General features: G+C 42.2%; 21 protein-coding genes and 1 pseudogene. 13 read left to right on the top strand and 9 right to left on the bottom strand.

The features are described 5' to 3' along the window. Nucleotides 1-88: 88 nt before the first annotated feature. Nucleotides 89-1,546 (bottom strand): CYTH domain-containing protein, encoded by a 1,458-nt coding sequence (locus FTU87_RS00890; RefSeq protein ID WP_100329727.1) that lies wholly within the window; start codon nt 1,544-1,546, stop codon nt 89-91. A 335-nt stretch (nt 1,547-1,881) separates the two neighbouring features. Between FTU87_RS00890 and FTU87_RS00895 the strand changes: the two genes are divergently transcribed. The 10 genes from FTU87_RS00895 (at nt 1,882) to FTU87_RS00940 (ending at nt 12,699) form a co-directional block, all read left to right on the top strand. Continuing rightward, entirely contained in the window at nt 1,882-2,265 is a 384-nt protein-coding gene (locus FTU87_RS00895; protein ID WP_005171513.1) for a DUF962 domain-containing protein, read from the top strand. 796 nt (nt 2,266-3,061) lie between these two features. Beyond that, nucleotides 3,062-3,682 (top strand): thiamine phosphate synthase, encoded by a 621-nt coding sequence (gene thiE, locus FTU87_RS00900; RefSeq protein WP_179999552.1) that lies wholly within the window; start codon nt 3,062-3,064, stop codon nt 3,680-3,682. A gap of 38 nt (nt 3,683-3,720) precedes the next feature. Then, nucleotides 3,721-5,022: a glutamate-1-semialdehyde 2,1-aminomutase gene (gene hemL / locus FTU87_RS00905; RefSeq protein WP_159137917.1), complete on the top strand. Its 1,302-nt coding sequence runs from the start codon at nt 3,721-3,723 to the stop codon at nt 5,020-5,022. Between the two features lie 163 nt (nt 5,023-5,185). Continuing rightward, entirely contained in the window at nt 5,186-5,602 is a 417-nt protein-coding gene (locus FTU87_RS00910; protein WP_180096491.1) for a heme-binding protein, read from the top strand. A gap of 244 nt (nt 5,603-5,846) precedes the next feature. Then, on the top strand, nt 5,847-6,698 hold the full coding sequence (locus tag FTU87_RS00915; protein WP_100329723.1) for a hypothetical protein: 852 nt from the start codon (nt 5,847-5,849) through the stop codon (nt 6,696-6,698). A gap of 181 nt (nt 6,699-6,879) precedes the next feature. Continuing rightward, entirely contained in the window at nt 6,880-7,587 is a 708-nt protein-coding gene (locus FTU87_RS00920) for a phosphopantetheine-binding protein (protein ID WP_180000382.1), read from the top strand. 133 nt (nt 7,588-7,720) lie between these two features. Next, a complete protein-coding gene (locus FTU87_RS00925) occupies nt 7,721-8,365 on the top strand; it encodes an RluA family pseudouridine synthase (RefSeq protein ID WP_100355067.1) in 645 nt (214 codons plus the stop codon). Nucleotides 8,366-8,508: 143 nt separating this feature from the next. Continuing rightward, the gene (gene rapA / locus FTU87_RS00930; protein WP_180096492.1) at nt 8,509-11,346 is read left to right on the top strand and encodes an RNA polymerase-associated protein RapA; all 2,838 of its coding nucleotides are present in this window, start codon (nt 8,509-8,511) and stop codon (nt 11,344-11,346) included. A 146-nt stretch (nt 11,347-11,492) separates the two neighbouring features. After that, the gene (locus FTU87_RS00935) at nt 11,493-11,759 is read left to right on the top strand and encodes a PAAR domain-containing protein (RefSeq protein ID WP_180096493.1); all 267 of its coding nucleotides are present in this window, start codon (nt 11,493-11,495) and stop codon (nt 11,757-11,759) included. A 139-nt stretch (nt 11,760-11,898) separates the two neighbouring features. Next, nucleotides 11,899-12,699 carry an alpha/beta fold hydrolase gene (locus FTU87_RS00940; RefSeq protein ID WP_180075174.1) on the top strand — a complete coding sequence of 267 codons (801 nt, stop codon included), beginning with the start codon at nt 11,899-11,901 and terminating at the stop codon, nt 12,697-12,699. Nucleotides 12,700-13,065: 366 nt separating this feature from the next. Here the strand turns inward: FTU87_RS00940 and fabR are convergent, their stop codons facing one another. Continuing rightward, nucleotides 13,066-13,746 carry an HTH-type transcriptional repressor FabR gene (gene fabR, locus FTU87_RS00945; protein ID WP_005096625.1) on the bottom strand — a complete coding sequence of 227 codons (681 nt, stop codon included), beginning with the start codon at nt 13,744-13,746 and terminating at the stop codon, nt 13,066-13,068. 153 nt (nt 13,747-13,899) lie between these two features. Here fabR and FTU87_RS00950 point away from each other — a divergent pair, with 153 nt between their 5' ends. Both FTU87_RS00950 and FTU87_RS00955 read left to right on the top strand, forming a co-directional pair. Then, nucleotides 13,900-14,964, top strand: a complete 1,065-nt coding sequence (locus FTU87_RS00950) for a flavin reductase family protein (protein ID WP_100355063.1) — start codon at nt 13,900-13,902, stop codon at nt 14,962-14,964. Between the two features lie 14 nt (nt 14,965-14,978). Further along, on the top strand, nt 14,979-16,073 hold the full coding sequence (locus tag FTU87_RS00955) for an acyl-CoA desaturase (protein ID WP_005096627.1): 1,095 nt from the start codon (nt 14,979-14,981) through the stop codon (nt 16,071-16,073). 188 nt (nt 16,074-16,261) lie between these two features. Here the strand turns inward: FTU87_RS00955 and FTU87_RS00960 are convergent, their stop codons facing one another. Both FTU87_RS00960 and FTU87_RS00965 read right to left on the bottom strand, forming a co-directional pair. Next, nucleotides 16,262-16,915 (bottom strand): HAD family hydrolase, encoded by a 654-nt coding sequence (locus tag FTU87_RS00960; RefSeq protein WP_005096629.1) that lies wholly within the window; start codon nt 16,913-16,915, stop codon nt 16,262-16,264. Beyond that, nucleotides 16,882-18,090 carry a DUF1615 family protein gene (locus FTU87_RS00965; protein WP_180096494.1) on the bottom strand — a complete coding sequence of 403 codons (1,209 nt, stop codon included), beginning with the start codon at nt 18,088-18,090 and terminating at the stop codon, nt 16,882-16,884. Before FTU87_RS00965 ends, FTU87_RS00960 begins: the two co-directional genes overlap by 34 nt. An 80-nt stretch (nt 18,091-18,170) precedes the next feature. Here FTU87_RS00965 and FTU87_RS15270 point away from each other — a divergent pair. Continuing rightward, nucleotides 18,171-18,236: pseudogene (locus FTU87_RS15270) on the top strand (hypothetical protein); the annotation flags it as partial. A gap of 113 nt (nt 18,237-18,349) precedes the next feature. On the opposite strand, the gene FTU87_RS00970 reads toward FTU87_RS15270, so the two are convergent. The 5 genes from FTU87_RS00970 to FTU87_RS00990 are packed head-to-tail and all read right to left on the bottom strand — an operon-like array spanning nt 18,350 to nt 20,518. Further along, the gene (locus FTU87_RS00970) at nt 18,350-18,634 is read right to left on the bottom strand and encodes a pyocin activator PrtN family protein (RefSeq protein WP_074382946.1); all 285 of its coding nucleotides are present in this window, start codon (nt 18,632-18,634) and stop codon (nt 18,350-18,352) included. After that, nucleotides 18,634-18,996 (bottom strand): hypothetical protein, encoded by a 363-nt coding sequence (locus tag FTU87_RS00975; RefSeq protein ID WP_180096495.1) that lies wholly within the window; start codon nt 18,994-18,996, stop codon nt 18,634-18,636. Before FTU87_RS00975 ends, FTU87_RS00970 begins: the two co-directional genes overlap by 1 nt. Then, complete coding sequence (locus FTU87_RS00980; protein WP_180096496.1) at nt 18,989-19,495, bottom strand: hypothetical protein; 507 nt, start codon at nt 19,493-19,495, stop codon at nt 18,989-18,991. The genes FTU87_RS00975 and FTU87_RS00980 overlap by 8 nt, the downstream gene beginning before the upstream one ends. After that, nucleotides 19,488-19,826: a hypothetical protein gene (locus FTU87_RS00985; protein ID WP_180096445.1), complete on the bottom strand. Its 339-nt coding sequence runs from the start codon at nt 19,824-19,826 to the stop codon at nt 19,488-19,490. Before FTU87_RS00985 ends, FTU87_RS00980 begins: the two co-directional genes overlap by 8 nt. Beyond that, entirely contained in the window at nt 19,823-20,518 is a 696-nt protein-coding gene (locus FTU87_RS00990; RefSeq protein WP_180096497.1) for a 3'-5' exonuclease, read from the bottom strand. Before FTU87_RS00990 ends, FTU87_RS00985 begins: the two co-directional genes overlap by 4 nt. Between the last annotated feature and the right edge of the window lie 4 nt (nt 20,519-20,522).

Here is a 20,522-nt window from a genome sequence, read left to right on the forward strand (position 1 = left end):
CTCAAAGATTAGCCACAGTGTGATGTGCTTCTGCAACAAAAAAAGCACGCCGTAGAGGGAGCGTGCTTTGAAATGTTCTTAAAGATATTTATTTGAGGAATTTACGGCTCACCAGGAACTGTTCTGTCGCCTCAAGCAGTTTCTGGGCATAGACTTCCTGTTTAGCAGTCAGCCAGCCTAATACAAACCAGTCACTCGCTTCCAGTTCAGTTTGCTGAATATACACTGCCGAAGAGGCCAAGGTTTGATATTCACCGGCTGCAAGTTGTGCATCATTCAGCGCTTTGCTGTACTTCTGCAAGTTTTTGACGTCATAGATTGTGGTTAAAATCGGGAAGCTGAATTTGAGTTCCTGAATCCGGCTTGCCAATTGATCCAGACTTTCAAAATTGTTAATTTCAGTCTGGTTCATCTGTTCTTGCAGCACTTTATACTGTTGTTGCAGCGTGGTTTGTGCAGCAGTTTTTAAATCCAGAGCAGCATGTTCATCTTCAGTTAAACTAAAAGTCAATAACTCCAGATAATGATGCACATTTTGCGTTGATTTGACTAGATTGCCCAGTTTTTCCTGAGCATACAGAATATCTTTACTCAGATTTTCCGCAGTGGTCGGATTTTGCAGGAAGCTGGCCAAGCTGTTTTGCATATGCTGCAAATGTTGTAAATGCTCGAACTGCTGCTTAAAGGCAGCCATTTGATGTGCCCATTTGTCCGAAAGCTGCGGATGCCAGTCTTTAAACAGCAGCAAAGTGAGATATAGCTGATCCAGTGCCAGTTGAGCCTGCTGAATATGTTCCTGCTGTGCAACCTGAGCTGAAATCGCGGCGATATTTGGCAATAAATGTTGCATCTGCTGCGCAATCAGACTGCATAGGGTTTTACCAGCGCTGTCTTTTTTACTGATCTGGAACTCTTTGGCGAAGGTGGCCGGGCTCACGCGTTGTGAGGTGGCCAATAAATTACCAATTTCTGCCTTGCTGCGTACATCGAGCCAGAGCTGATATTTCTTGACCCATTCAAAACTGAATGCCAATAAATTGTGTATCAACCCACTTTTTAGCTCAAACTCGACTTCATGTACCTCTTGTTCAGCATTTCGGGTACGGATCTGCCCAATATCCAGACTGACTTCGATTTGTGTGTCTTGGTATTCAATTACACGCAAGGTGCGGGCAATATCGGTTTCGAATTGCAGTTGTAGCTGATCAGACTGATTGCCGAGCGCATGGCTCAGAATCGCCTGTGCTTCTGGGAACTGGGTATAAATACTTAAATCCAGTTCAGGAGATTCAGTTAATTCCCCCAGATCATGATTATGTTCAAAGCGTTCAATATGGCTTTTACCGGCAGCTTTCAGGGTTTGCACCCAGCGCGTACCTTCCAGACGCTGACGTAGTGCTACCCCGTGCTGGGCCAGTTGACGGTCGGCAGTATCATAATATTTGGCTTGAAGCTGGATCTGTTGAGACTTTTTCGGATCAAGTGCCTTGAGCAGCGCAGTGCGTCGTGCCGCAGGAATCTGGAACTTGAGTTCAACTTCAACCATAATGATTTTCCTATCTGTTTAGTACACGCCAGCATGTACTGATATTTTTCGCTTTAATGAGATGCTGAAAATTCGGCGGGCAATCGCCGCAATTATATTTTTAGATGTATGCGTGGCAGATTGTAACCAAAATCAAAATGCATGTAAGACTTGACCTGCATATAAAAATATTGAACAGGAATTTAAATATTGGCTTTGAGCTGTTAATAGGGTTGCAAAGCGAGAGGAATTGCGGCTTTGCTTGGAAAATATCTAAGAATATTCGAGCAAATCAAGAGACTGTTAATTGGCCAAAATATACGCTAAGGTAAAAGAAAACATCAGGACGATGAGAAATGAATGTACAAGTACAGCCAGAGAATACCCATGTGATCGCGCATCAACCCCAGATGCCGATTGGCAATTATCATGAGTTTTACCGCTTTTATTTGACCGAACACCGGCATATGGTCAGTCGCCGTTTACATGTCGCAGGTAGCAGTATCGGCCTATATTGTTTTACTCAAGCCATTCGTCAAGGCAAACCACGATATTTTGCTTATGGTTTGCTTTCGGGTTATGCCTGTGCCTGGATTGGCCATTTTATCTTTGAACGCAATAAACCGGCCAGTTTTAAACAGCCGGTGTATAGCTTTATTTCAGACTGGCGTATGTTTGCGGATGTCCTGCGTGGTCGTCTCAGTCTGCTTGATCGCAAATACGATAAGATTTCAAGTTAAACTCAGGTAACTTTCATCGGATTGTGTGGCTAGGGAACATGATCTTTCGATAAAAGACTTGCAAGTCGCCATTTATTATTCTATTAATTGTGTTATTGCTTATTCAGTTTGATGGAATTTGATCAAAAGTTATAGTTTACTGAATAAAACAGTTTTCCAAGCCTGGAGCGACCTTCTCCGGGCTTTTTTTATGTCTCTATTTTTTAAATAAATTTACTGACTTCGTTGCCATTATTGCGTAAATATTTATAGAACAAGTCATGCGGATCATACATAAAGAAAATGATCCTTTCTAGCTTTGAAACGTCTCCCCACAAACGTATTATTCAAAACTAGAAAGGATCGGGTGTCACCAACACAGGTATTTATTTTTCTGGTTATTTTCTGTGTCTAACGCTATTTAAGTCTCTTTGAGCTAATTGGGCCATCCCTGAAATTGGGTATTTTTTAATCTTTTTGAGTTTAATCTTAAAGAGGCTTAACAATATTGAAAATTTAAAGGCAAAAAAAACCGCTCTTAGAATTTTGCAACTTCTCCACCAAGTTATCTGCAAAATCCTAAAAGCGTTTGTCGGAGGGCGTAAGCATTAACACTTTATTATTTTTGTTATAAAGCGATTAAAACCCATATTTTATAGTCGGTATATCCCTGAAAATGGTGATATTTTAGATTTAACTGGAAAATTGCGCTAAAAAACTGCAAATCTGTTGCTACCCGGTCGCGGAAACAGCAGGACTGCGGCAATTAAACCGAGTTATGCCTATAATAGAGCCATCCTAGCAAGTGGCGAGCAAGATGCGCGGTTTATATTTAATTACCAATGATGATCCCGTAGAACTTTTATTGGCAAAACTGGAAGGCGCAATGGCCAATGGCGGCATTGCAGTATTGCAATATCGCCGTAAAAAAGTCGCCAAACAAGATCAAATTTACGAAATCGAGTATATGAAAGCCATGTGTGCTGAATATGGTGTGCTTTTTGTGATTAATGATGATCTTGAAATGGCCGTTAAATACGGGGTGGGTGTGCATTTGGGTCAGGATGACGGGTCTATTGTCGAGGCAGTTGCACGCTTGCCGAAAAATGTCTTGATTGGTCGTAGCTGTAATAACTCGCTTGAGCTGGCTGAACGGGCCATTGCCGATGGTGCAAACTATGTGGCATTTGGTGCCATCTATGCCACCGACAGTAAACCTGAAGCCGGTAATATTGGCTTGGAAACCTTAAAACTGGCCAAAGAGAAATTGAACGTGCCTTTATGTGCCATTGGCGGTTTAACGGTTGAAAATTCCAAAGAAGTCATTGAGTCAGGTGCGGATTATTGCGCCGTGATTAGTGATATATTGGGCTTACCGATGAATGCCATTCCTGAACGTTTAGATGAATGGTCTGCGCTTTTTCAAGCTACAGCATAAAATTTTTTGATTGATTTAATTTTGAGTCGAGTGCCTTCATGAGCTTATCTCCAAAGCAAGAACAATTGTTCAAACAAGCCAATAAACATATTCCGGGTGGCGTCAATTCACCTGTACGCGCATTTAACGGCGTCGGTGGTACACCGGTCTTTATCGAAAAAGCCCAAGGCGCATATTTGTATGATGTAGACGGAAAACGTTATGTGGACTATGTCGGTTCATGGGGACCGATGATTCTGGGTCACGCCCATCCTGCAATTATTCAAGCCGTTCAACAGGCCGCAGTAGATGGTTTAAGCTTTGGTGCGCCAACAGTTCATGAAACCACGCTTGCCGATATTATTTGCGAGATCATGCCGTCGATTGAATTGGTACGTATGACCAACTCGGGCACGGAAGCCACCATGACAGCGATTCGTTTAGCGCGCGGTTATACCGGCCGTGACAAGATTGTAAAATTTGAAGGCTGTTATCACGGTCACTCAGACTCGCTTCTTGTAAAAGCAGGTTCGGGCTTGTTAACTAAAGGTGAGGGCGAAGCGACATCTGCGGGTGTGCCAGCTGATTTTGCCAAGCATACCATCACGCTTCCATACAATGACATTGCGACTTTAAAAGAATGCTTTGCCAAGTTTGGTGCTGAAATTGCCGGCGTGATTGTGGAGCCTGTGGCAGGCAACATGAATCTGGTGAAACCAATTGACGGTTTTCTGCAAGCGATTCGTGATGTTTGTGATGAGCATGGTTCAGTCTTTATCATCGACGAAGTGATGACCGGTTTCCGTGTTGGCTTAGGCGGTGCGCAGGCACATTATGGCGTAACTCCGGATTTAACCACATTGGGTAAAATCATTGGTGCAGGTCTGCCAGTCGGTGCCTTTGGCGGTAAACGTGAAGTGATGGAATGCATTGCGCCACTGGGTAAAGTGTATCAAGCAGGAACATTGTCGGGTAATCCATTGGCAATGCGTGCCGGGATTGAGATGTTCAAGCATCTTCGTGCTGAAGGTTTCTATGAAAACCTATCTGCGCAGTTGTCAAAACTTCTTGCAGGTTTACAAGCAGCAGCGGACGAGGCGGGCGTACCCTTTAAAACCCAACAGGTCGGTGGGATGTTTGGTCTGTACTTCACCGATCAGGAAGACATCACCAGCTTTGATTCGATGTTGAAATGTGATGTCGATGCTTTTCGTAAATTTTTCCATGGCATGTTGAATCGGGGTGTGAATTTAGCACCTTCTGCATTCGAAGCTGGCTTCTTCTCGGCTGCACACAGCGATGAAGATATTGAATTTACCATTCAGGCTGCGATCGAGACTTTTGCTGAGATGAAAGCTTAAATTTTAATTTTTTTTAAATCCTCCCTCTTGCGAAGCGGTGCTTTTCACCTTTTCAAAGGAGGGAATTTTATCTGTACAAATAATAAATTTCCCCTCTTTTCCTTGTGCCATATCTGGCTCAGGGTTAGGGGAGATTAAATTCTAAAATTATGGATATTCATTCATGCAAACCAAACACTATTTGACTCTAAGTGATGCGGAATTTCTATTGGATCACGCCCATCAATACGCAATTCAGAACAGCTTCAATGTCAGTATTGCCGTAGTCGATGAAACGGGCAATTTGCTTGCGATGAAACGTATGGATGGTGCAGCACCGATGACTGCAAATCTGGCCATTGAAAAAGCCAGATGCTCGGCGATGAGTCGTCGTCCATCCAAGCTGTTTGAAGATATTATCAAAGGCGGGCAGATGGGCTTTCTGACTATGGAAAGTTTCTCGGGAATGCTGGAAGGTGGCGAACCGATTCTGTATCAAGGGCAACTGGTGGGTGCGATGGGTGTATCAGGTGTGAAATCATTTGAAGATGCAGAGATTGCGCAGGTGGCGATTAAGAAGTTTTTGGCGCAGCTAATTTAATTCAAGATAAAAAATTGATTATCTAAACTCAATAAATTTATCTAAAAGTATACCAAAATGAAGCGTGGAACGTGAAATATCAACTAAAAAGCTCAATTAGTTATAATTGGGCTTATCTATATACAATAAGGTTATGAATTATATAAAATAAAAATAGAATTTTGTATAAGTTGTATTATGTTGATTTTAGGAAAATTAAAGAGTAGAAATGAACTTCAATCTAAAAGTAGGTTAGTCAATTAAAATGAATATTAAAATTTTAGAATCTTACTATTTTAATTTAAAAACGAATGAGCTTTTACAGCAATATTTGATTGAGCACCATTTACCTAAGATAGGTTTTTATCATGTAGTTGTGATAAAAGATCATACGATTATTGCTTTAGGAATGCTTTATACTAATAAGATACATCCTTATCGTGATTATATTTTATTTCATGACGTGCAAGATTATTTAGAACCTAGTATATTCTCAAAATTGATCAACTTTTTAGAGAAGAACTCTAAACTAAAAAGATTACAACTGTTACTTAATTCTAGGGATACTCACCTACATGAGCTACTCGAATTACATGGTTTTTATATTGCCAGAACTTCTTACTTGATTGAGTTAACTAGATTAAATGAAATTATTACTGATCCAAAAACAATAAGAACCAAAAGCTTAAATCACATGTCTGTAGATGAATGGATAGAGTTTAAGAAATTATTCCACTTTAACTATAGTCGATATCATGAAAGTGTTAATCGTTTAGCTCAAGAAATTCCTCCTGATCAATTGTTCGAAAATTTAGAAAATATAAACTTAGAACAATCAAGAATACTCTTAAATAGTTATTACGATCTCTGTGCTTACGTCCTTATTGGTAACTCAGATGATAATTTAATAGAAATCGCATATATAGGAGGGATGTATGAAGATCGTATGAACTACTATTTAGCTTTCTTTCAACATGAGTTTAAGACATTACTTAAAAAGTATAAAACTATTTATTTTGAAGCTGATGATTCAGACTATTATATTTCCGCATTAATTCAGAAGTTTAACTGTGATTTATCAAATTCTTTCTACACACTTATTAAAGACGTAAATTAGTATCTATTCACTTTTATGATTTTTCGTATTTTAACTTAACCACTTTAACGCCCATTTAACATAATGGTGCTTATACAAAACTATAAGAATAAATGTTCGTACAATCAGAGTGTTTTTCAAATAGATGCTAAACTCACATAGCATGAATCATTACGTTATTTTGTATTTATAAGAGTCTCCCATGCTGTACCCAATACCCAAAAAAATCCAACTTGCCCCATCTCAAGCCAAATGGCAGCTTGCATCGAACCAATCGGTTTTGGTCTTAGTCGGATTACAAAACTTGCGTATGCAACAGGGCATACAAGAAAGTGGACTCATGGCGAATTTGATTCAATTGACCAATAAAGCCAAAGCACTGGATATTCCCATTGTCGATTTATATGGTGATGACCTGATGCAGGGTATGCAACAGCTTGGTGAATATGCCTCCACGCATCCACAACTGATTTTTACAGGGCAGGTCACACCGATGCTCAAGCAAATCTTACCGCATTTGATGAGTGTGACAGATCAAATAGGTGTGGTCGATGATGCAATCTTATTGGCCAATCAGGAACAGCATATTCAGTGGATCGAAAATATTTCCAGTCAAGGTGTGCATCACTTAAATACTTATAGTCTGACACGGTTGTGGGATTTAAGTGCGCCCTCAGACTATATCTTATCAACCAAAGGTATTATGTTGGCTGTGGCAGAACAGCTAGACATAGATGCTCTGGAGATTGATTCCTATGTCGATTTAAGAAATTATGGATTGGACTCTGTAGCCGTGGTGAGTTTGGTCGGTGTATGGCGTGCACATGGTGCCAATATTCGTTATGAAGATGTACGACAGCATGCATCTTTGCATGAATTGGCAGGCTTCATTTTACAATCCTCAGGTTGATACGCTGCGATTGAGCATTTTTATGACCTAAATCGGAAATTTCATCAGCATTTATATAAAAGCGCATTGTAATTATGGGCGAAGCTTTCTATCATGGCCGCCTTGTTTTTCGCGATCAGCCTGGGATTGAACTTTGAGTAATTTTCTAACCGAACATCTGATACATCGTGATGACGATTTCATGGTCATCCACAAACCTGCAGGTTTACTCACAGTTCCCGGGAAAACAGAAGATTTACAAGATTGCCTGATTAACCGATTATTAAAAATAGAACCAAAAACCTTACTGATCCATCGACTGGATCGCGATACTTCCGGCATTCTCGTGTTTGGTCTCACAAAATGGGGACAAAAAACCATTTCCCGCCAGTTTCAGGAACGCCAGACCGACAAAACCTATCAGGCCGTGGTTGCCGGTACACTCGAAGGTGAAGGTAGCATTGAGGTGCCCGTGGTATATGACCCAAGCCGTCCGCCCTTACATATCGCAGATCCGGCACATAACAAGCCGGCCATCACGCATTGGCAGGCGATCGAACACTTTAATATTCAGGAACAAGCCGTGACTCGGGTGAAACTTACGCCAATTACCGGCCGTTCGCATCAGTTGCGTGTGCATATGCAATATCTGGGGCATCCGATTATCGGCGATACCTTATATGCGACACCTGAACAGCAACAGCTCAGCTCGCGTCTACATTTACATGCTGAACGTTTGAGTTTTTATCATCCTCAAACAGATCAGCTGGTCGAATTTTATTGTCCGGCGCCGTTCTAGGAAATACTTCTTGAATCGGCGTGAATTATGCTCACTTTTTAGTGGGCTTTATGTCAAAATACATTGCTTGAAGGTGTGAAATTTTGCTCCAATGACGTTTCGTGATTGAGCCTAATATTCATAATCTTGTACTTAAGATAAAGGTGGAAAAATTGCAGCAATTTGCTATTGGTCAACGTTGGTTATCAGATACTGAAACAGAACTCGGTTTAGGCGTTCTTATTGATGTTGATGAGCGGTCGGTTAGCATTTTATTCCCGAAAAGCGATGAAACTCGCGTCTATGCACGTAGCAATGCACCCTTATCTCGTATCGTATTTAATGTGAAAGATGAATTACAGGATCAGGAAGGAACCAAATGGATTGTAGAATCCGTGGAAGACCGCAATGGCGTGGTGCGTTATCACGTCATTCGTACCCTGGAAGATGGGACTGAAGAACGTAAATCGCTGAATGAAACCCGCATTGGTGCCACCATCCAGCTGTCCAAGCCTCTAGACCGTCTACTGGCCAGTCAGGTCGATTATAAAGAATGGTATGACTTGCGCATTGAAGCGCTGCTGATGCAGGCCAATATGCAAAGCAGTCCACTGCGCGGTTTGGTCGGTTCACGTGTCGGCCTGATTCCGCACCAGTTGTATATTGCGCATGAAGTCGGTCAGCGTTTTGCTCCGCGTGTATTACTGGCCGATGAAGTCGGTCTGGGTAAAACCATCGAAGCGGGTTTGATTATCCATCAACAGCTGAAAACTGGCCGTTCTGAACGCATCCTGATTTTAGTACCAGATTCGCTGCAATATCAGTGGATGATTGAGATGCGCCGTCGTTTCAATCTTGAGTTCTCGTTATTTGATTTGACCCGTACTGCATCAATCAAAGAGCATGATCCTGAACAAAACCCATTCCTGACCGAACAAAAAATTATTGCCTCTGTCGATTTGATGGTCGACCATGAAGATCTGCGTGAACAGGCGCTCGAAGCCGGTTTCGACTTGCTGGTGGTCGATGAAGCACATCATTTGATGTGGAGCGAAGAAGATGGCGGTAATGACCGTTATGATCTGGTCGAAGAACTGGCTGAACATACGCCGGGCGTATTGTTATTGACGGCAACACCGGAACAGCTCGGGGTAGAAAGTCACTTTGCACGCCTGCGTTTACTCGATCCGCAGCGCTTTAACTCGCTGGATCGTTTCCTGGATGAAGAAGCGCAATATCAGCACACCGCTAAAATTGCAGAAGTGTTGATGTCAAATCTGCCACTTGAAGCAGAACATTTGACTGCGATTGAGGCCTTGTTGGGTCATTCAATTGAAGATCATCCTGAGCAGCGTTTCCGTGCCATTCACGAACTTTTAGACCGTCATGGTACCGGTCGTATCCTGTTTCGTAATACGCGTGAAGCCATTCAGGGCTTCCCGGGTCGTGACTGTCAGCCGGCACCATTACCAGCACCGGAACACTGGTCGAAAGATGGTAAGTTGCGTGAGCAAATGTGGCCTGAAGAAGCCCAGCTCGATGGTGCATGGATGGAAGCCGATCCACGCGTGATGTGGCTGATGGAGCGTTTACGTACCGATCTTAAACACAAGAAAGTCTTACTGATTGCGCGTAGCGGGCCAGTGGTTGAAGCGCTGGAAAATGTACTTCGCTTACATGCCGGTATTCGTACCGCGATGTTCCATGAAGGCATGAGCTTGTTAGAGCGTGATCAGGCTGCCGCTTATTTTGCTGAAGATTCGTATGGCGCGCAGATTTTACTTTGTTCGGAAATTGGTTCAGAAGGGCGTAACTTCCAGTTTGCATCTGATTTAATTCTGTTCGATCTTCCTGCCAACCCGGACGTTTTAGAGCAGCGTATTGGCCGTTTAGATCGTATCGGTCAGGAAAACCGGATTCAGATTCATGTGCCTTATCTGGTGGGAACTGCGCAAGAACGTATGTTCCGCTGGTATAACGAAGCCTTGAATATTTTCGGCAATATTTCCCCAACTGCACAAACCTTGCAAGAAAACTTTATTGTTCGCTTGAAAGACTGTCTATTGGCAGACAAAGGTCAAGCGTTTGAAGACCTGCTGGAAGAAGTCAGCGTGCAACGTGAAGCGCTGGAAGCTGAATTGCAGGAAGGCCGTGACCGTTTGCTAGAGTACAACTCTTGCCGTCCGGTGGTGGCACAGGAAATTGTCAAGGCACTTGAAGACTATGATGACAATACTACTTTGCCGATCTTCATGAAACGCTTTATGGCGTCCACGAATATTGACTTTGACGAGCAAAGTAACGGTACCGTGATCATCAAGCCAACAGATCAAATGCAGGTTCAAGGTTTGACGCTGGATGAAGAAGGCATCACTGCCACTTTCTATCGTGATCAGGCACAAATCCGCGAAGATGCGCAATACCTGACCCTGGAACATCCATTCACTGAAAGTGTGATGGAAATGATCAATACTCAAGGCTTTGGTAGCACCAACGTTGCGGTATTGAAATCTGCGGCACTGCCACAAGGTTCGGTATTGCTGGAAGTCTGGTTCAAGGTCGATGTGGTTGCACCGAAAGCATTGAACTTGCCATCAAGCCTGCCGCAACAATTGGTTCGTGTGTTATTAAGCGAGAAAGGTCAGGATCTTTCACAAAAAATTGCGCCAGAAATCCTGAAGCCGTATCTACACCATTTAGATGGCAACAGCTGCCGCCAGGTAGTGAAAGCACGTCGTGATGTGATTGAGGCACGTTATCAGCAAGCACTTGAACTGGCACGTAGTGCATTGCCAAACTTCAAGCAGCAAGCCAAAGAAGTGTATGGCAATAAATGGCAATATGAAATTGACCGTCTGACCTATCTGAAACAGTTTAATCCAAGTATCCGTGAAGATGAAATTTCACGTTTACAGAAGTTGCAGAAAGAAGGTCTCAGCCTACTGGATGGTTTATCTGTGACCCCGGAAGCAATCCAGGTGATGGTCGTCGTCAAGCCTTAAGTTTTAAGCAATTAAAAAATGCAGCTTTCGGGCTGCTTTTTTTTATGGCCGAAATTCGGCTTTTATATTGTTTTGGTCGGGGAATACTGGCCTGTCATTTTTCTTGTGTTTAAAATCAGTCTAACTAATAACCAGAAATAATAAACATGTCCAAAGCCTTTATTGGTCTCGGTGCCAAAACCACTCACGGTGGTATTGTGGTGGAAAGTGAGCCGTCTTTTATTATGAATGGCATCGCCGTACATTTAAATGGCATGACGCATTATTGTCCCAAATGCCAGACCATGGTCACCGCAATCTCCAGCGATTTATCTATTACTGTCAAAGGACGGGCAATGCTTATCGCAGGGGATAAGACCAGTTGCGGCGCGACTTTTCTAGCCATGCAGCATTTGACGGTATCGCAGAAATAAATCTTAAATTCGTTTAATAAAATAAGAAGAGCTGACTTCAAGGTCATGCTTTGAGCGTTTTGGCACTATCACATGACTTTTCAGATCAGTAAGCTCATCCGATGATTTCAGGATGAATACGCGCTGCGTTTGGAAAATAATGAAACAAGCCCTACATTTTACCCATGCCAATGGCATCCCTGCGGCAACCTATCAGAAATTTCTGGACTGTTTCCAGCCAGAATATGAGGTCAAAGCGATTCCCTTGATTGGCATGAAGTCGCAATATCCGATTACGCCAGACTGGCGCTATCTGGTCGATGAAGTCATTGCAGATATCGAGCAGCAATTTCCTCAGCAGCAGGTGGTGGGTCTTGGACATTCCTTTGGTGGTCTGGTGACTTTGATGGCAGCGTATCGACGTCCGGAACTGTTTTCCAAACTGTTAATTATGGATCCGCCATTTATTATTGGAAAAAACAGCGCCATGTTTGAACTGGTTAAAAAGCTGAATCTGAAAAGTATCGATCGCTATACACCTGCAGGAATTACGCTAAAACGCAAGGATCACTGGCCATCGAAACAGGCCGCAGTTGATGCACTCAGATCAAACCGCTTATTTAGCAATTTTGATGAGCAATGTTTTGCTGATTATATCGAGAGTGGCATTCAGCCAGAACCTGAACGCGGTGGGGTGACTTTGAGCATTCCAAAACAGGTAGAAGCGGAGATTTTCCGGACTGTACCGGCATGGTGGTGGCGTACGCCAAGACGACCACCTGAAGTGCCGATTCATCTGATGACTGCAGAGCAGAGCCAGTTTTATCAGCAGGGTTTGCCTCAAGGCATGCACAAGATTTATCGGATCAATTATTCAGTGGTCGAGGGCGGACATATGTTTCCGCTTGAGTATCCGGAAGCCACTGCGGAGATAGTGAAAGCACAACTTGTACTGTTGTAATCGTCATAAAAAAGAGATGACTGGTACCACTACTGTTCCACAATTTTAACTAGGCTATAGTTTGAATTGTATGGAGTAATAAAAGCAATTAGATAGTGTTTTTAAATATCTGATATTTATACTTGGATATTGCGCAGCCTCATCTTCCCTTTAAAAGTTTAAATGGATTTGTGCAGGCGCAACCCTACTTTGGAAAGCCCCAAAGTAGGCAAAAGTCTCTTATTACCCATACACGACGTCCTGTCGTGATGGGTAATGTGTGGCATCCCTGCCACACGCGCGTAACTTAAAGCTAATCACTTTAACTTTGGGACAGTAATCCGTCTAGTACGTCTCTTTTTATATCATTTTACGCAAATTGGAAAATTAACGCAGCTGCGAATCTTCCAGATGGCGAGCGCCTTCCAGAATCATCCGAATCATGAGCATGGTCTGTTCGGCAATTTCCTGGCGGTCTTCAGCCGGCATGTCAATGACATTGGCCCCCATGTTAAACACCAGTTGAGTAATGGCTTTGGCGGCAATATCGGCATGTAATAACTTTCTATTATTCAGGCGTTCCAGACGAATCAAATCATCCTGCAATTCCTGCTGAAAATAATTTAACTGGCGTTCTACAGCCTGTTTATACGATTTTGAACCGGTATAACCTTCACGCAATAACAGGCTTAAATTGCCTTCATCTGCATCCAGCTGAGCAATAAAAATTTCGACCGAACTACGAATAATACTGCTTTGTCGGGAGGCTTTTAAGCGTGCTTCATGCAAAATCTGACGTAATACAATCCCGGCACGATCAATCAGCTCAATGGCCAGCTCATCAATATCTTTAAAATGACGATAGAAACTGTTTGGCGCAATGCCGGCCTCACGTGCGACTTCGCGCAGGCTCAACGATGCAATACTTTTTTGTGGACCAATCAGGTTTAATGCTGCCTGAAACAGTTCTTCTTTGGTAATGGTGGCCTTGCGACCGACACTCCGTACGATAATCGGCTCATCAATGCTTTTCGATTGTAGTAGAGATGCGTCACTGCTTATTTTCATTGAAGGCTCGTTCATCAATAGGTTCATGCATGAATCGTTTGATTATAACCGAGCACGACAGGCTTGTGAAATGAATGGAAACAATACACATGTATATACAAATATATATACATGTGTATAATAATTCAAAACCTCAAGATGATGTCGATAACGATGCATGTACTCCAAAAACTTAAAATGCCGTTGAATGCACTGTCTGACAGTGTCGTCGATCAGCATGCGATTAATTTCTGGATTCAGAAACTCAATCCGATATGGTCGTTGAATCAGCCATTGGGCAAGATTGTGCACAAGGAAAATGCTGCACAGGATATGCTGAGTCTGAAAATTCAAGTGAATCGTTTATTTAAGTTTGGTGAAGCGGGGCAACACCATCCAGTGTATGTGGTGGTGAAGGGCATTCGTTATGAACGTAGCTATAGTTTGACCCGTATAGATGCCCAGCATGTGTTATTGACCGTGAAAAAAGTCCATGCCGGTAAAGTCAGCACCTGGTTTGCAGAGCAGGCGCAAGTGGGTGATGTCATCGAATTTGGTCAGCCTTATGGCGATATGACTGTACCTCAGCAGGCGAGTCCACTGATCTTGCTTGCAGCAGGCAGCGGAATTACCCCAATGCTGAGCATGCTGGAAAGCCTGAGCAAAAAGGGTGAATTATCAACACCAGTGAGCTTGTGGTACTGGGTTAAAAAACATCAAGATGCAGCATTTAAAGCACGTTTCGAAGAACTTGCTCAGAAACATGCAAATTTCTCATTTCATGTTTATGCCACGCAAGAACAAGCTGCGGCAGCTCGTCTGAATGAAACTTATCTGACAGATTTGCAAAATCTGGAAAATAGCACGGTCTATTGCTGCGGCCCGTCAGGTTTTGTATCGACTGCAGAGCAGCTGTTTGCTTCAGCCAAAGAGTTTAAGGGTGAAGCCTTTAGCATGAGTCTGGCGGATCAATCCGATATCGGCTTTATTAATGTCACCCTGACTCAGTCGAAAAAAATTGTCAGTATTCCAAAAGGCCAGTCCATTTTGGTGAGTCTGGAACAACAAAATATCAAACCGACACATGGTTGCCGTATGGGCATTTGTAATAAATGCGCCTGCAATAAAGTGGAAGGTTCGACCAAGAATTTGGTAAACGGCGCACGAAATACTGAGCCAGGTAATCTGCTCAAAATTTGTGTTAACTCAGCGCAGACTGATCTAGTCATCGACCTATAAGCGAGTTTTATCCTATGAATATGCCAGTAAAATTTCAATATTTTAAAAATCCTAAAAACCGTGAATTATCACAAGTAGAACTCGATGAACTTGCACGTGAACTTGATGCGATCAAGCAAGAAGTGCTGGATGATTTAGGTGAAAAAGACGCGAAATATATCCGTCGTGTCTATTCAACCATCCGTTATTCATCAATTGCCGGTCGTGCGCTATTGTTTGCAGGCTGGTTCCCACCAGCATGGTTGCTAGGCACAGGTCTATTAGGCTTTGCCAAAATCATGGAAAACATGGAACTGGGTCACAATGTCATGCATGGTCAGTATGACTGGATGAATGATCCTAAAATGAATGGTCAGACCTATGAATGGGATATCGTAGGTACTTCGGATAACTGGCGTCAAACCCATAACTTTAAACATCATACTTATACCAATATTAAAGGTATGGATGATGATATCGGTTATGGTCTATTGCGTCTGTTCCCAGAACAGCGCTGGAAACCGGGTTATTTATTACAACCGATTTATGCGGTGCCATTCTGTTTGCTGTTCCAGTGGGGCGTGGCCATTCAGAACCTTGAATTGGGTAAATATTTCAAAGGTCGCAAAAGCAAAGAGCAGACCAAAGAAGAATGGCGCCCAATGCAGAACAAAATCGGTAAACAATTGTTTAAAGATTATGTGTTCTTTCCATTGATTGCAGGTCCTGCTGCTTTGCCAGTTTTGACGGGTAATATGGTGGCCAATGGTCTGCGTAATATCTGGACGTTCAGTATTATTTTCTGTGGCCACTTTACCAAAGATGTAGAGGTGTTCCCGAAATCGGTACTGCAAAATGAGAGCCGTGGTCACTGGTATATGCGCCAGATTCGTGGTTCATCTAACCTGACCGGTTCTGAAGCATTCCATATCTTGACGGGTCATTTAAGTCACCAGATTGAACATCATCTGTATCCTGATGTGCCTGCCCGTCGTTACCGGCAAATGGCGCCAAAAGTTCAGGCGGTGTGTGAAAAATATGGTTTGAACTATAACAATGCCAGTCTGGTTAAGCAGTATGGCAGCGTGATTAAACGTATTGTGAAATATGCATTTCCGTTTAAGAAATAATATTTCTTAAAGCCAAAACCACCTTATTTGAGGTGGTTTTTTATGGATAAAGCTTATATTTAAAAAAAGTTTGGATGATTCAGTCATCAGATCTGCATTAAACGTATTGTTGAGCGACAACTCATCTGTCATTTAAGCGCTTGTTAAAGACTATTATGGCGTATCAATAAAGCGGAAATTTTAAAGCCCTAATATGTCATTGAATCGGATGGTAGATTAATTTTTGGCAATTGCTGATCTTGTCCTTCCAGATAGCGTTGATGTGCCAAACTCAGCATTTCCTGATCTTCTTCGCTGTTACCATAGGCATAAATTTCAGCATAATCTTCCAGACGATATTTTTCTAAAATTCTCAGTTTCTTCTGCGCATTACTACAATCTGGAGTCTGATAAAATCCTGTTATTTTTCCAGCTTTGATTTCAACTTCGCTACACAGTAAATCGATATTTAAATAGGTACAGACCGGTTTCAAGTATAAATCCAGTGATGCTGAAACCAGCGCGATCTCATGACCCAGTTGCTGATGTTGCCGAAGTTGCTGCAACAGTTTTGGATTAAACTTAAAGACCAGCTGCTGGGCATAGTCCTGCGCCAGTTGTAAAATTTCTTCTGCATCGCTGTCCTTAAACATGTTGCCATACAATTTTGGACGCATCGCATGGGCAGGATACAGCTTCAGATAATAGGCCTGAATCCAGGGCAGGAGACGAATGCCGCGTCTTAAAATATGCCGTTTTTTCAAGGCATAGAAAATGAACCCGGTAAAACTGTCGTCTGTATACAGGGTGCCATCAAAATCAAATAAGGCTAGAGTTTTAGGTGTTTGATTTTGCGCATGCATGTTTGATATCGACCATCGACACGGGTGGCAAACCAGTTGGTATTGTAATCACGACTCAGTTTTGGTCCAGAAATGACCACTTCCGGCATGATTGCATACATCGGATCTTTGCCTGTTTTTTCCTGATAGAGCTTGCTGATCCCACGATAGGTCATGGTATCTTCAAAATCTTTCTCTTTTTCTTTCTTTAAATCGGCGCGGATTTGACGTTCGGTAATAATAAAATTATTTTTCGCAAATACACTGATCAGCTCACGCTCGGATTGACTCTTCTGCGAACGGATCGCGCCATCTTTGTTATAGAGTAATAAATCGCCATCCAGATCGAGTTCAGCTTCAGTTAAATCATTGAGCATGCTCTGAAAAGCGGCATTCCGGCTGGAATACATGCCCGAGTTATAGTCTGCAAAACGGTAGATCGGTTTGTCATAATCTGCAGGATACATCATCAGACGATGAATCCCGTAATATAGGCCGCCATATTGCGTATAGACATCGGAGCGTAAGGCTGCGATGTTGCCACCTTGACGTTTATATTCCTTGACATAACTAATATGCACTTGCATTGAACCCAAAGTGGTAATCGGATTCATTTTCTCGCCAATGTTCTGGCCGACCAGTTTTGCAGCACCAGTCAGTGCGCTGACATGGTAATGCTTAGACATATAGTCAAATATTTCACGATATAACTCATCTAATTCACGTTCGGTTTTTACCCGGCGCATCTGGCTTAAATAGTTATCTTCTGGGCTTGGATGGTTCTTGAGTACTTCCTGGAAATATCCCGCAACTGTTCCACCGATTGCTTGTCCGAGTTTATCTTTAAATTTTTCTTCAAGACGATCCTGAACTTCTTTAACCGCTTTTTCTCCCAGACCTGGTACTGTAGGGTCTGCCACAAAATTGGATTCCTGATCGACCACGGCCACAATCGTGCAGACATTTTCCTTGGTTTGAGGAATACCCAGTTGTTCGGTGATGTCGTAAATATCTTGTGCCCAGGACTCACGCTGATTTATCCGACTCGGAATTGCTTTACGAATATGTTCAACTTCAAGTGTCGGTTCATCATCTTTTGACCACCATGAGCCATTGCCACAGCCGGCAAGACCCAGAGAAAGTGCAAGTACAGACAATGACTTAACAGAAAAACAATCAGCAAAAGTTTTATTCATGGTGTGGTAAATTAATTGAAAAGATGAGCGAATAAGGCAGATGCAGTATACTATGCCCATCAAAAAAGTGATGAATTTATATGTATATTGGTCCATATCAACTGTCAAACAATTTGATTGTCGCACCGATGGCAGGTGGGATAGATTAATCACATATACATTATAAAAATTATTATTTATTAGCATCTTACTGAATAGCCGCATGGTGCAAGGTGCAAAATAGGTGCAACCATGCGGCAATTAATCAATAATTTAGCAATCAATGGTTCATTGCTACCCAGTCTTTCTTAGACTCTTTTTGTATTGCTTCAAGCCAGAATGCTACATCACTTAGATGAACATAAAAAGGTGAGTTACGTCCATCAGATTTGAATGCTGGAAATGGAAGAGTGCATTTATTTGCGCGCTTATTTGCCTGCTCAATTGTAAGATGAGGCAAGTAATCAGGCAAGAGCTCTTCAAGTTTGATTACAGGTTTACGATACTTCATGAGTAACATAAAACTGATATCAACCGGATCATCAATTTTCATAGCTGCTCCCATTATGAAATCTCCTTCAAACTTTGTTTTACCGATTCAGGTAAACCAAACACATCACGAAAAGCCTTATCAAATTCACCGCTTGCAATGAATTGATCGATGCAGTTTTTCGGCTTCTGATGTTCTGCGATATAACTGCTCAGTGCTTGATATATACCGTTTGAATTTCCCTTTGTTACACCGACATGAATCTTGTCACCGATGTTCTTGACTGGAAATCCAACATCAAGATTTGAAGCATCAATGATTTCCATAAATGGCACGAATTCGTCCTGATTAAAAATGAGATCAAATGGCATTTCTTTATGCAACTCATCACAAACATAGTTAGCCAATTGAAGCTTGGTTAGTTGAATTTCAGTCATTGGCTTCATCCTCCACATCAGCTTTTCGATACTCACTACCCAGAATCTCAATAGCTACTGGCGCAACCTTTAGCGATGTTTCGAACTTAAAATATTCGCCCTTTTTCCAAGACAAGCCATAACCAGATCCCCAAGGCAAAACTTCTTCAGCCAGAATAATCTTATTCAGCTCGTCGTAGGTCATGGACCTTGGCTTCATGGCATCATATTCAGCCTTGTGCTCCTTGGCAGTAGCGCGAGGCAAAATAGCTAAATAACCACTTTTATGCTTTGATGTTTTCCATTTTGTTTTATCAATTTCAGCCTTTGGGTCTGCTGACATATTGAAGAAACGAAGACCATTTTGAATGCTGTCATGTGTTTGGTGCATCTCAAAACCATAGTGCTTACAGAGCTTTGTGACTTGCTCATAAAAGGCATCGCGTTTATCCATGAAGGCATCAATTTTTGCCAAGGTTTCAGCATCTTCAATTTTGTAAAAACAAGTTTGCTTAGTCATTGGCTGGCTCCTGTGCTTTAACTTCACCACTCAACTTTTCATAAATTGACTGAAGCAAGTTATTAGCGGCTCTTTCTGTATTGCTCAAACCATTATCAAAATAGCAATCAATATCATGAAGTATTGAATTGACATCCAATTGAGCCGGCACCGCTTGGACTTTGGCTGCCTGCCATATCTTCCAGCCAAAATGAATAATATCCATTTGATAGGAATCATCTTCATTCTTAGAAAATGTTTCATTGTCAGTTTTTCCCATTTTTTTTAAATGGTTTTCAAACCCTTCTCTTTCTTTCTGAATATCCATCCCACCACCTTCTTTAATTTTCATGCTGCTTTACCTCGCAGTGCTTTTTCGAGATATGGATCCAAGTCATCCTGGCGCAGCAGCCACGAAACATAGCCAGCATCAAGATCCTTAATTAAAGTGCCCTTATACTTGCCAAAATTGATGCGTTTCGGGATTCGTGCAGTTTCTGACATTAGATAAAGTGATTGCATATCTTTGATTGCAAGCCTTTCAACAATTGCTTGAAGAATCACACCAGTAAAATAGATGTCAGCTCTAGCGTTGTGAGCATTGCGCAGGTGCTTTCGGGCTGCCTGCTTATCACTCATGACAAAGTAGTACAAAGCGCCAAGGGTGTGAGTTTCCAAATCACCCCAGATCATGCGAGCAAGAGCGAGTGTGCAGATACCTTTTGCTTTAAAGTCAGGCTGACATTTTTGAACAGCCTCAATGTCATAATTGATATTGTGACCAATCAGATATTCGACATCTTCTGGCATACAGAAAGTGTCGTAAGATGGCTTTTCCGCAATATCTACTTCAAGAATATGATGCACTGCCATAGCGCCGAGGGAGATCGGCTCAGGGCAAGAGAAATACTCATCAAAAACCTGATCCTGATGAATCACCAACACCCCTTGCGCAAAAGCGCAAGGTGCGAAAGCGATTTCAATTGGATAACCATTTAATGTGTGGGTTTCGGTATCCAAAATTAGTGCTTTAAGTTCAGTCATTAGC

Origin of the sequence: Acinetobacter sp. YH12156, from assembly GCF_013418235.1 — a bacterium.
Taxonomy (GTDB): Bacteria; Pseudomonadota; Gammaproteobacteria; order Pseudomonadales; family Moraxellaceae; genus Acinetobacter; species Acinetobacter pseudolwoffii.

Excerpts from the sequence above, each read along its gene's own strand:
- FTU87_RS00955 (WP_005096627.1), top strand. The coding sequence starts at position 14,979 with ATGAATATGCCAGTAAAATTTCAATATTTTAAAAATCCTAAAAACCGT.
- FTU87_RS00910 (WP_180096491.1), top strand. The coding sequence starts at position 5,186 with ATGCAAACCAAACACTATTTGACTCTAAGTGATGCGGAATTTCTATTG.
- FTU87_RS00990 (WP_180096497.1), bottom strand. The coding sequence starts at position 20,518 with ATGACTGAACTTAAAGCACTAATTTTGGATACCGAAACCCACACATTA.
- FTU87_RS00970 (WP_074382946.1), bottom strand. The coding sequence starts at position 18,634 with ATGGGAGCAGCTATGAAAATTGATGATCCGGTTGATATCAGTTTTATG.
- FTU87_RS00935 (WP_180096493.1), top strand. The coding sequence starts at position 11,493 with ATGTCCAAAGCCTTTATTGGTCTCGGTGCCAAAACCACTCACGGTGGT.
- FTU87_RS00950 (WP_100355063.1), top strand. The coding sequence starts at position 13,900 with ATGCATGTACTCCAAAAACTTAAAATGCCGTTGAATGCACTGTCTGAC.
- FTU87_RS00965 (WP_180096494.1), bottom strand. The coding sequence starts at position 18,090 with ATGAATAAAACTTTTGCTGATTGTTTTTCTGTTAAGTCATTGTCTGTA.
- FTU87_RS00940 (WP_180075174.1), top strand. The coding sequence starts at position 11,899 with ATGAAACAAGCCCTACATTTTACCCATGCCAATGGCATCCCTGCGGCA.
- FTU87_RS00980 (WP_180096496.1), bottom strand. The coding sequence starts at position 19,495 with ATGACTAAGCAAACTTGTTTTTACAAAATTGAAGATGCTGAAACCTTG.
- fabR (WP_005096625.1), bottom strand. The coding sequence starts at position 13,746 with ATGAAAATAAGCAGTGACGCATCTCTACTACAATCGAAAAGCATTGAT.
- thiE (WP_179999552.1), top strand. The coding sequence starts at position 3,062 with ATGCGCGGTTTATATTTAATTACCAATGATGATCCCGTAGAACTTTTA.
- FTU87_RS00985 (WP_180096445.1), bottom strand. The coding sequence starts at position 19,826 with ATGAAAATTAAAGAAGGTGGTGGGATGGATATTCAGAAAGAAAGAGAA.
- FTU87_RS00975 (WP_180096495.1), bottom strand. The coding sequence starts at position 18,996 with ATGACTGAAATTCAACTAACCAAGCTTCAATTGGCTAACTATGTTTGT.
- hemL (WP_159137917.1), top strand. The coding sequence starts at position 3,721 with ATGAGCTTATCTCCAAAGCAAGAACAATTGTTCAAACAAGCCAATAAA.
- FTU87_RS00960 (WP_005096629.1), bottom strand. The coding sequence starts at position 16,915 with ATGCATGCGCAAAATCAAACACCTAAAACTCTAGCCTTATTTGATTTT.
- FTU87_RS00920 (WP_180000382.1), top strand. The coding sequence starts at position 6,880 with ATGCTGTACCCAATACCCAAAAAAATCCAACTTGCCCCATCTCAAGCC.
- FTU87_RS00890 (WP_100329727.1), bottom strand. The coding sequence starts at position 1,546 with ATGGTTGAAGTTGAACTCAAGTTCCAGATTCCTGCGGCACGACGCACT.
- FTU87_RS00915 (WP_100329723.1), top strand. The coding sequence starts at position 5,847 with ATGAATATTAAAATTTTAGAATCTTACTATTTTAATTTAAAAACGAAT.
- FTU87_RS00895 (WP_005171513.1), top strand. The coding sequence starts at position 1,882 with ATGAATGTACAAGTACAGCCAGAGAATACCCATGTGATCGCGCATCAA.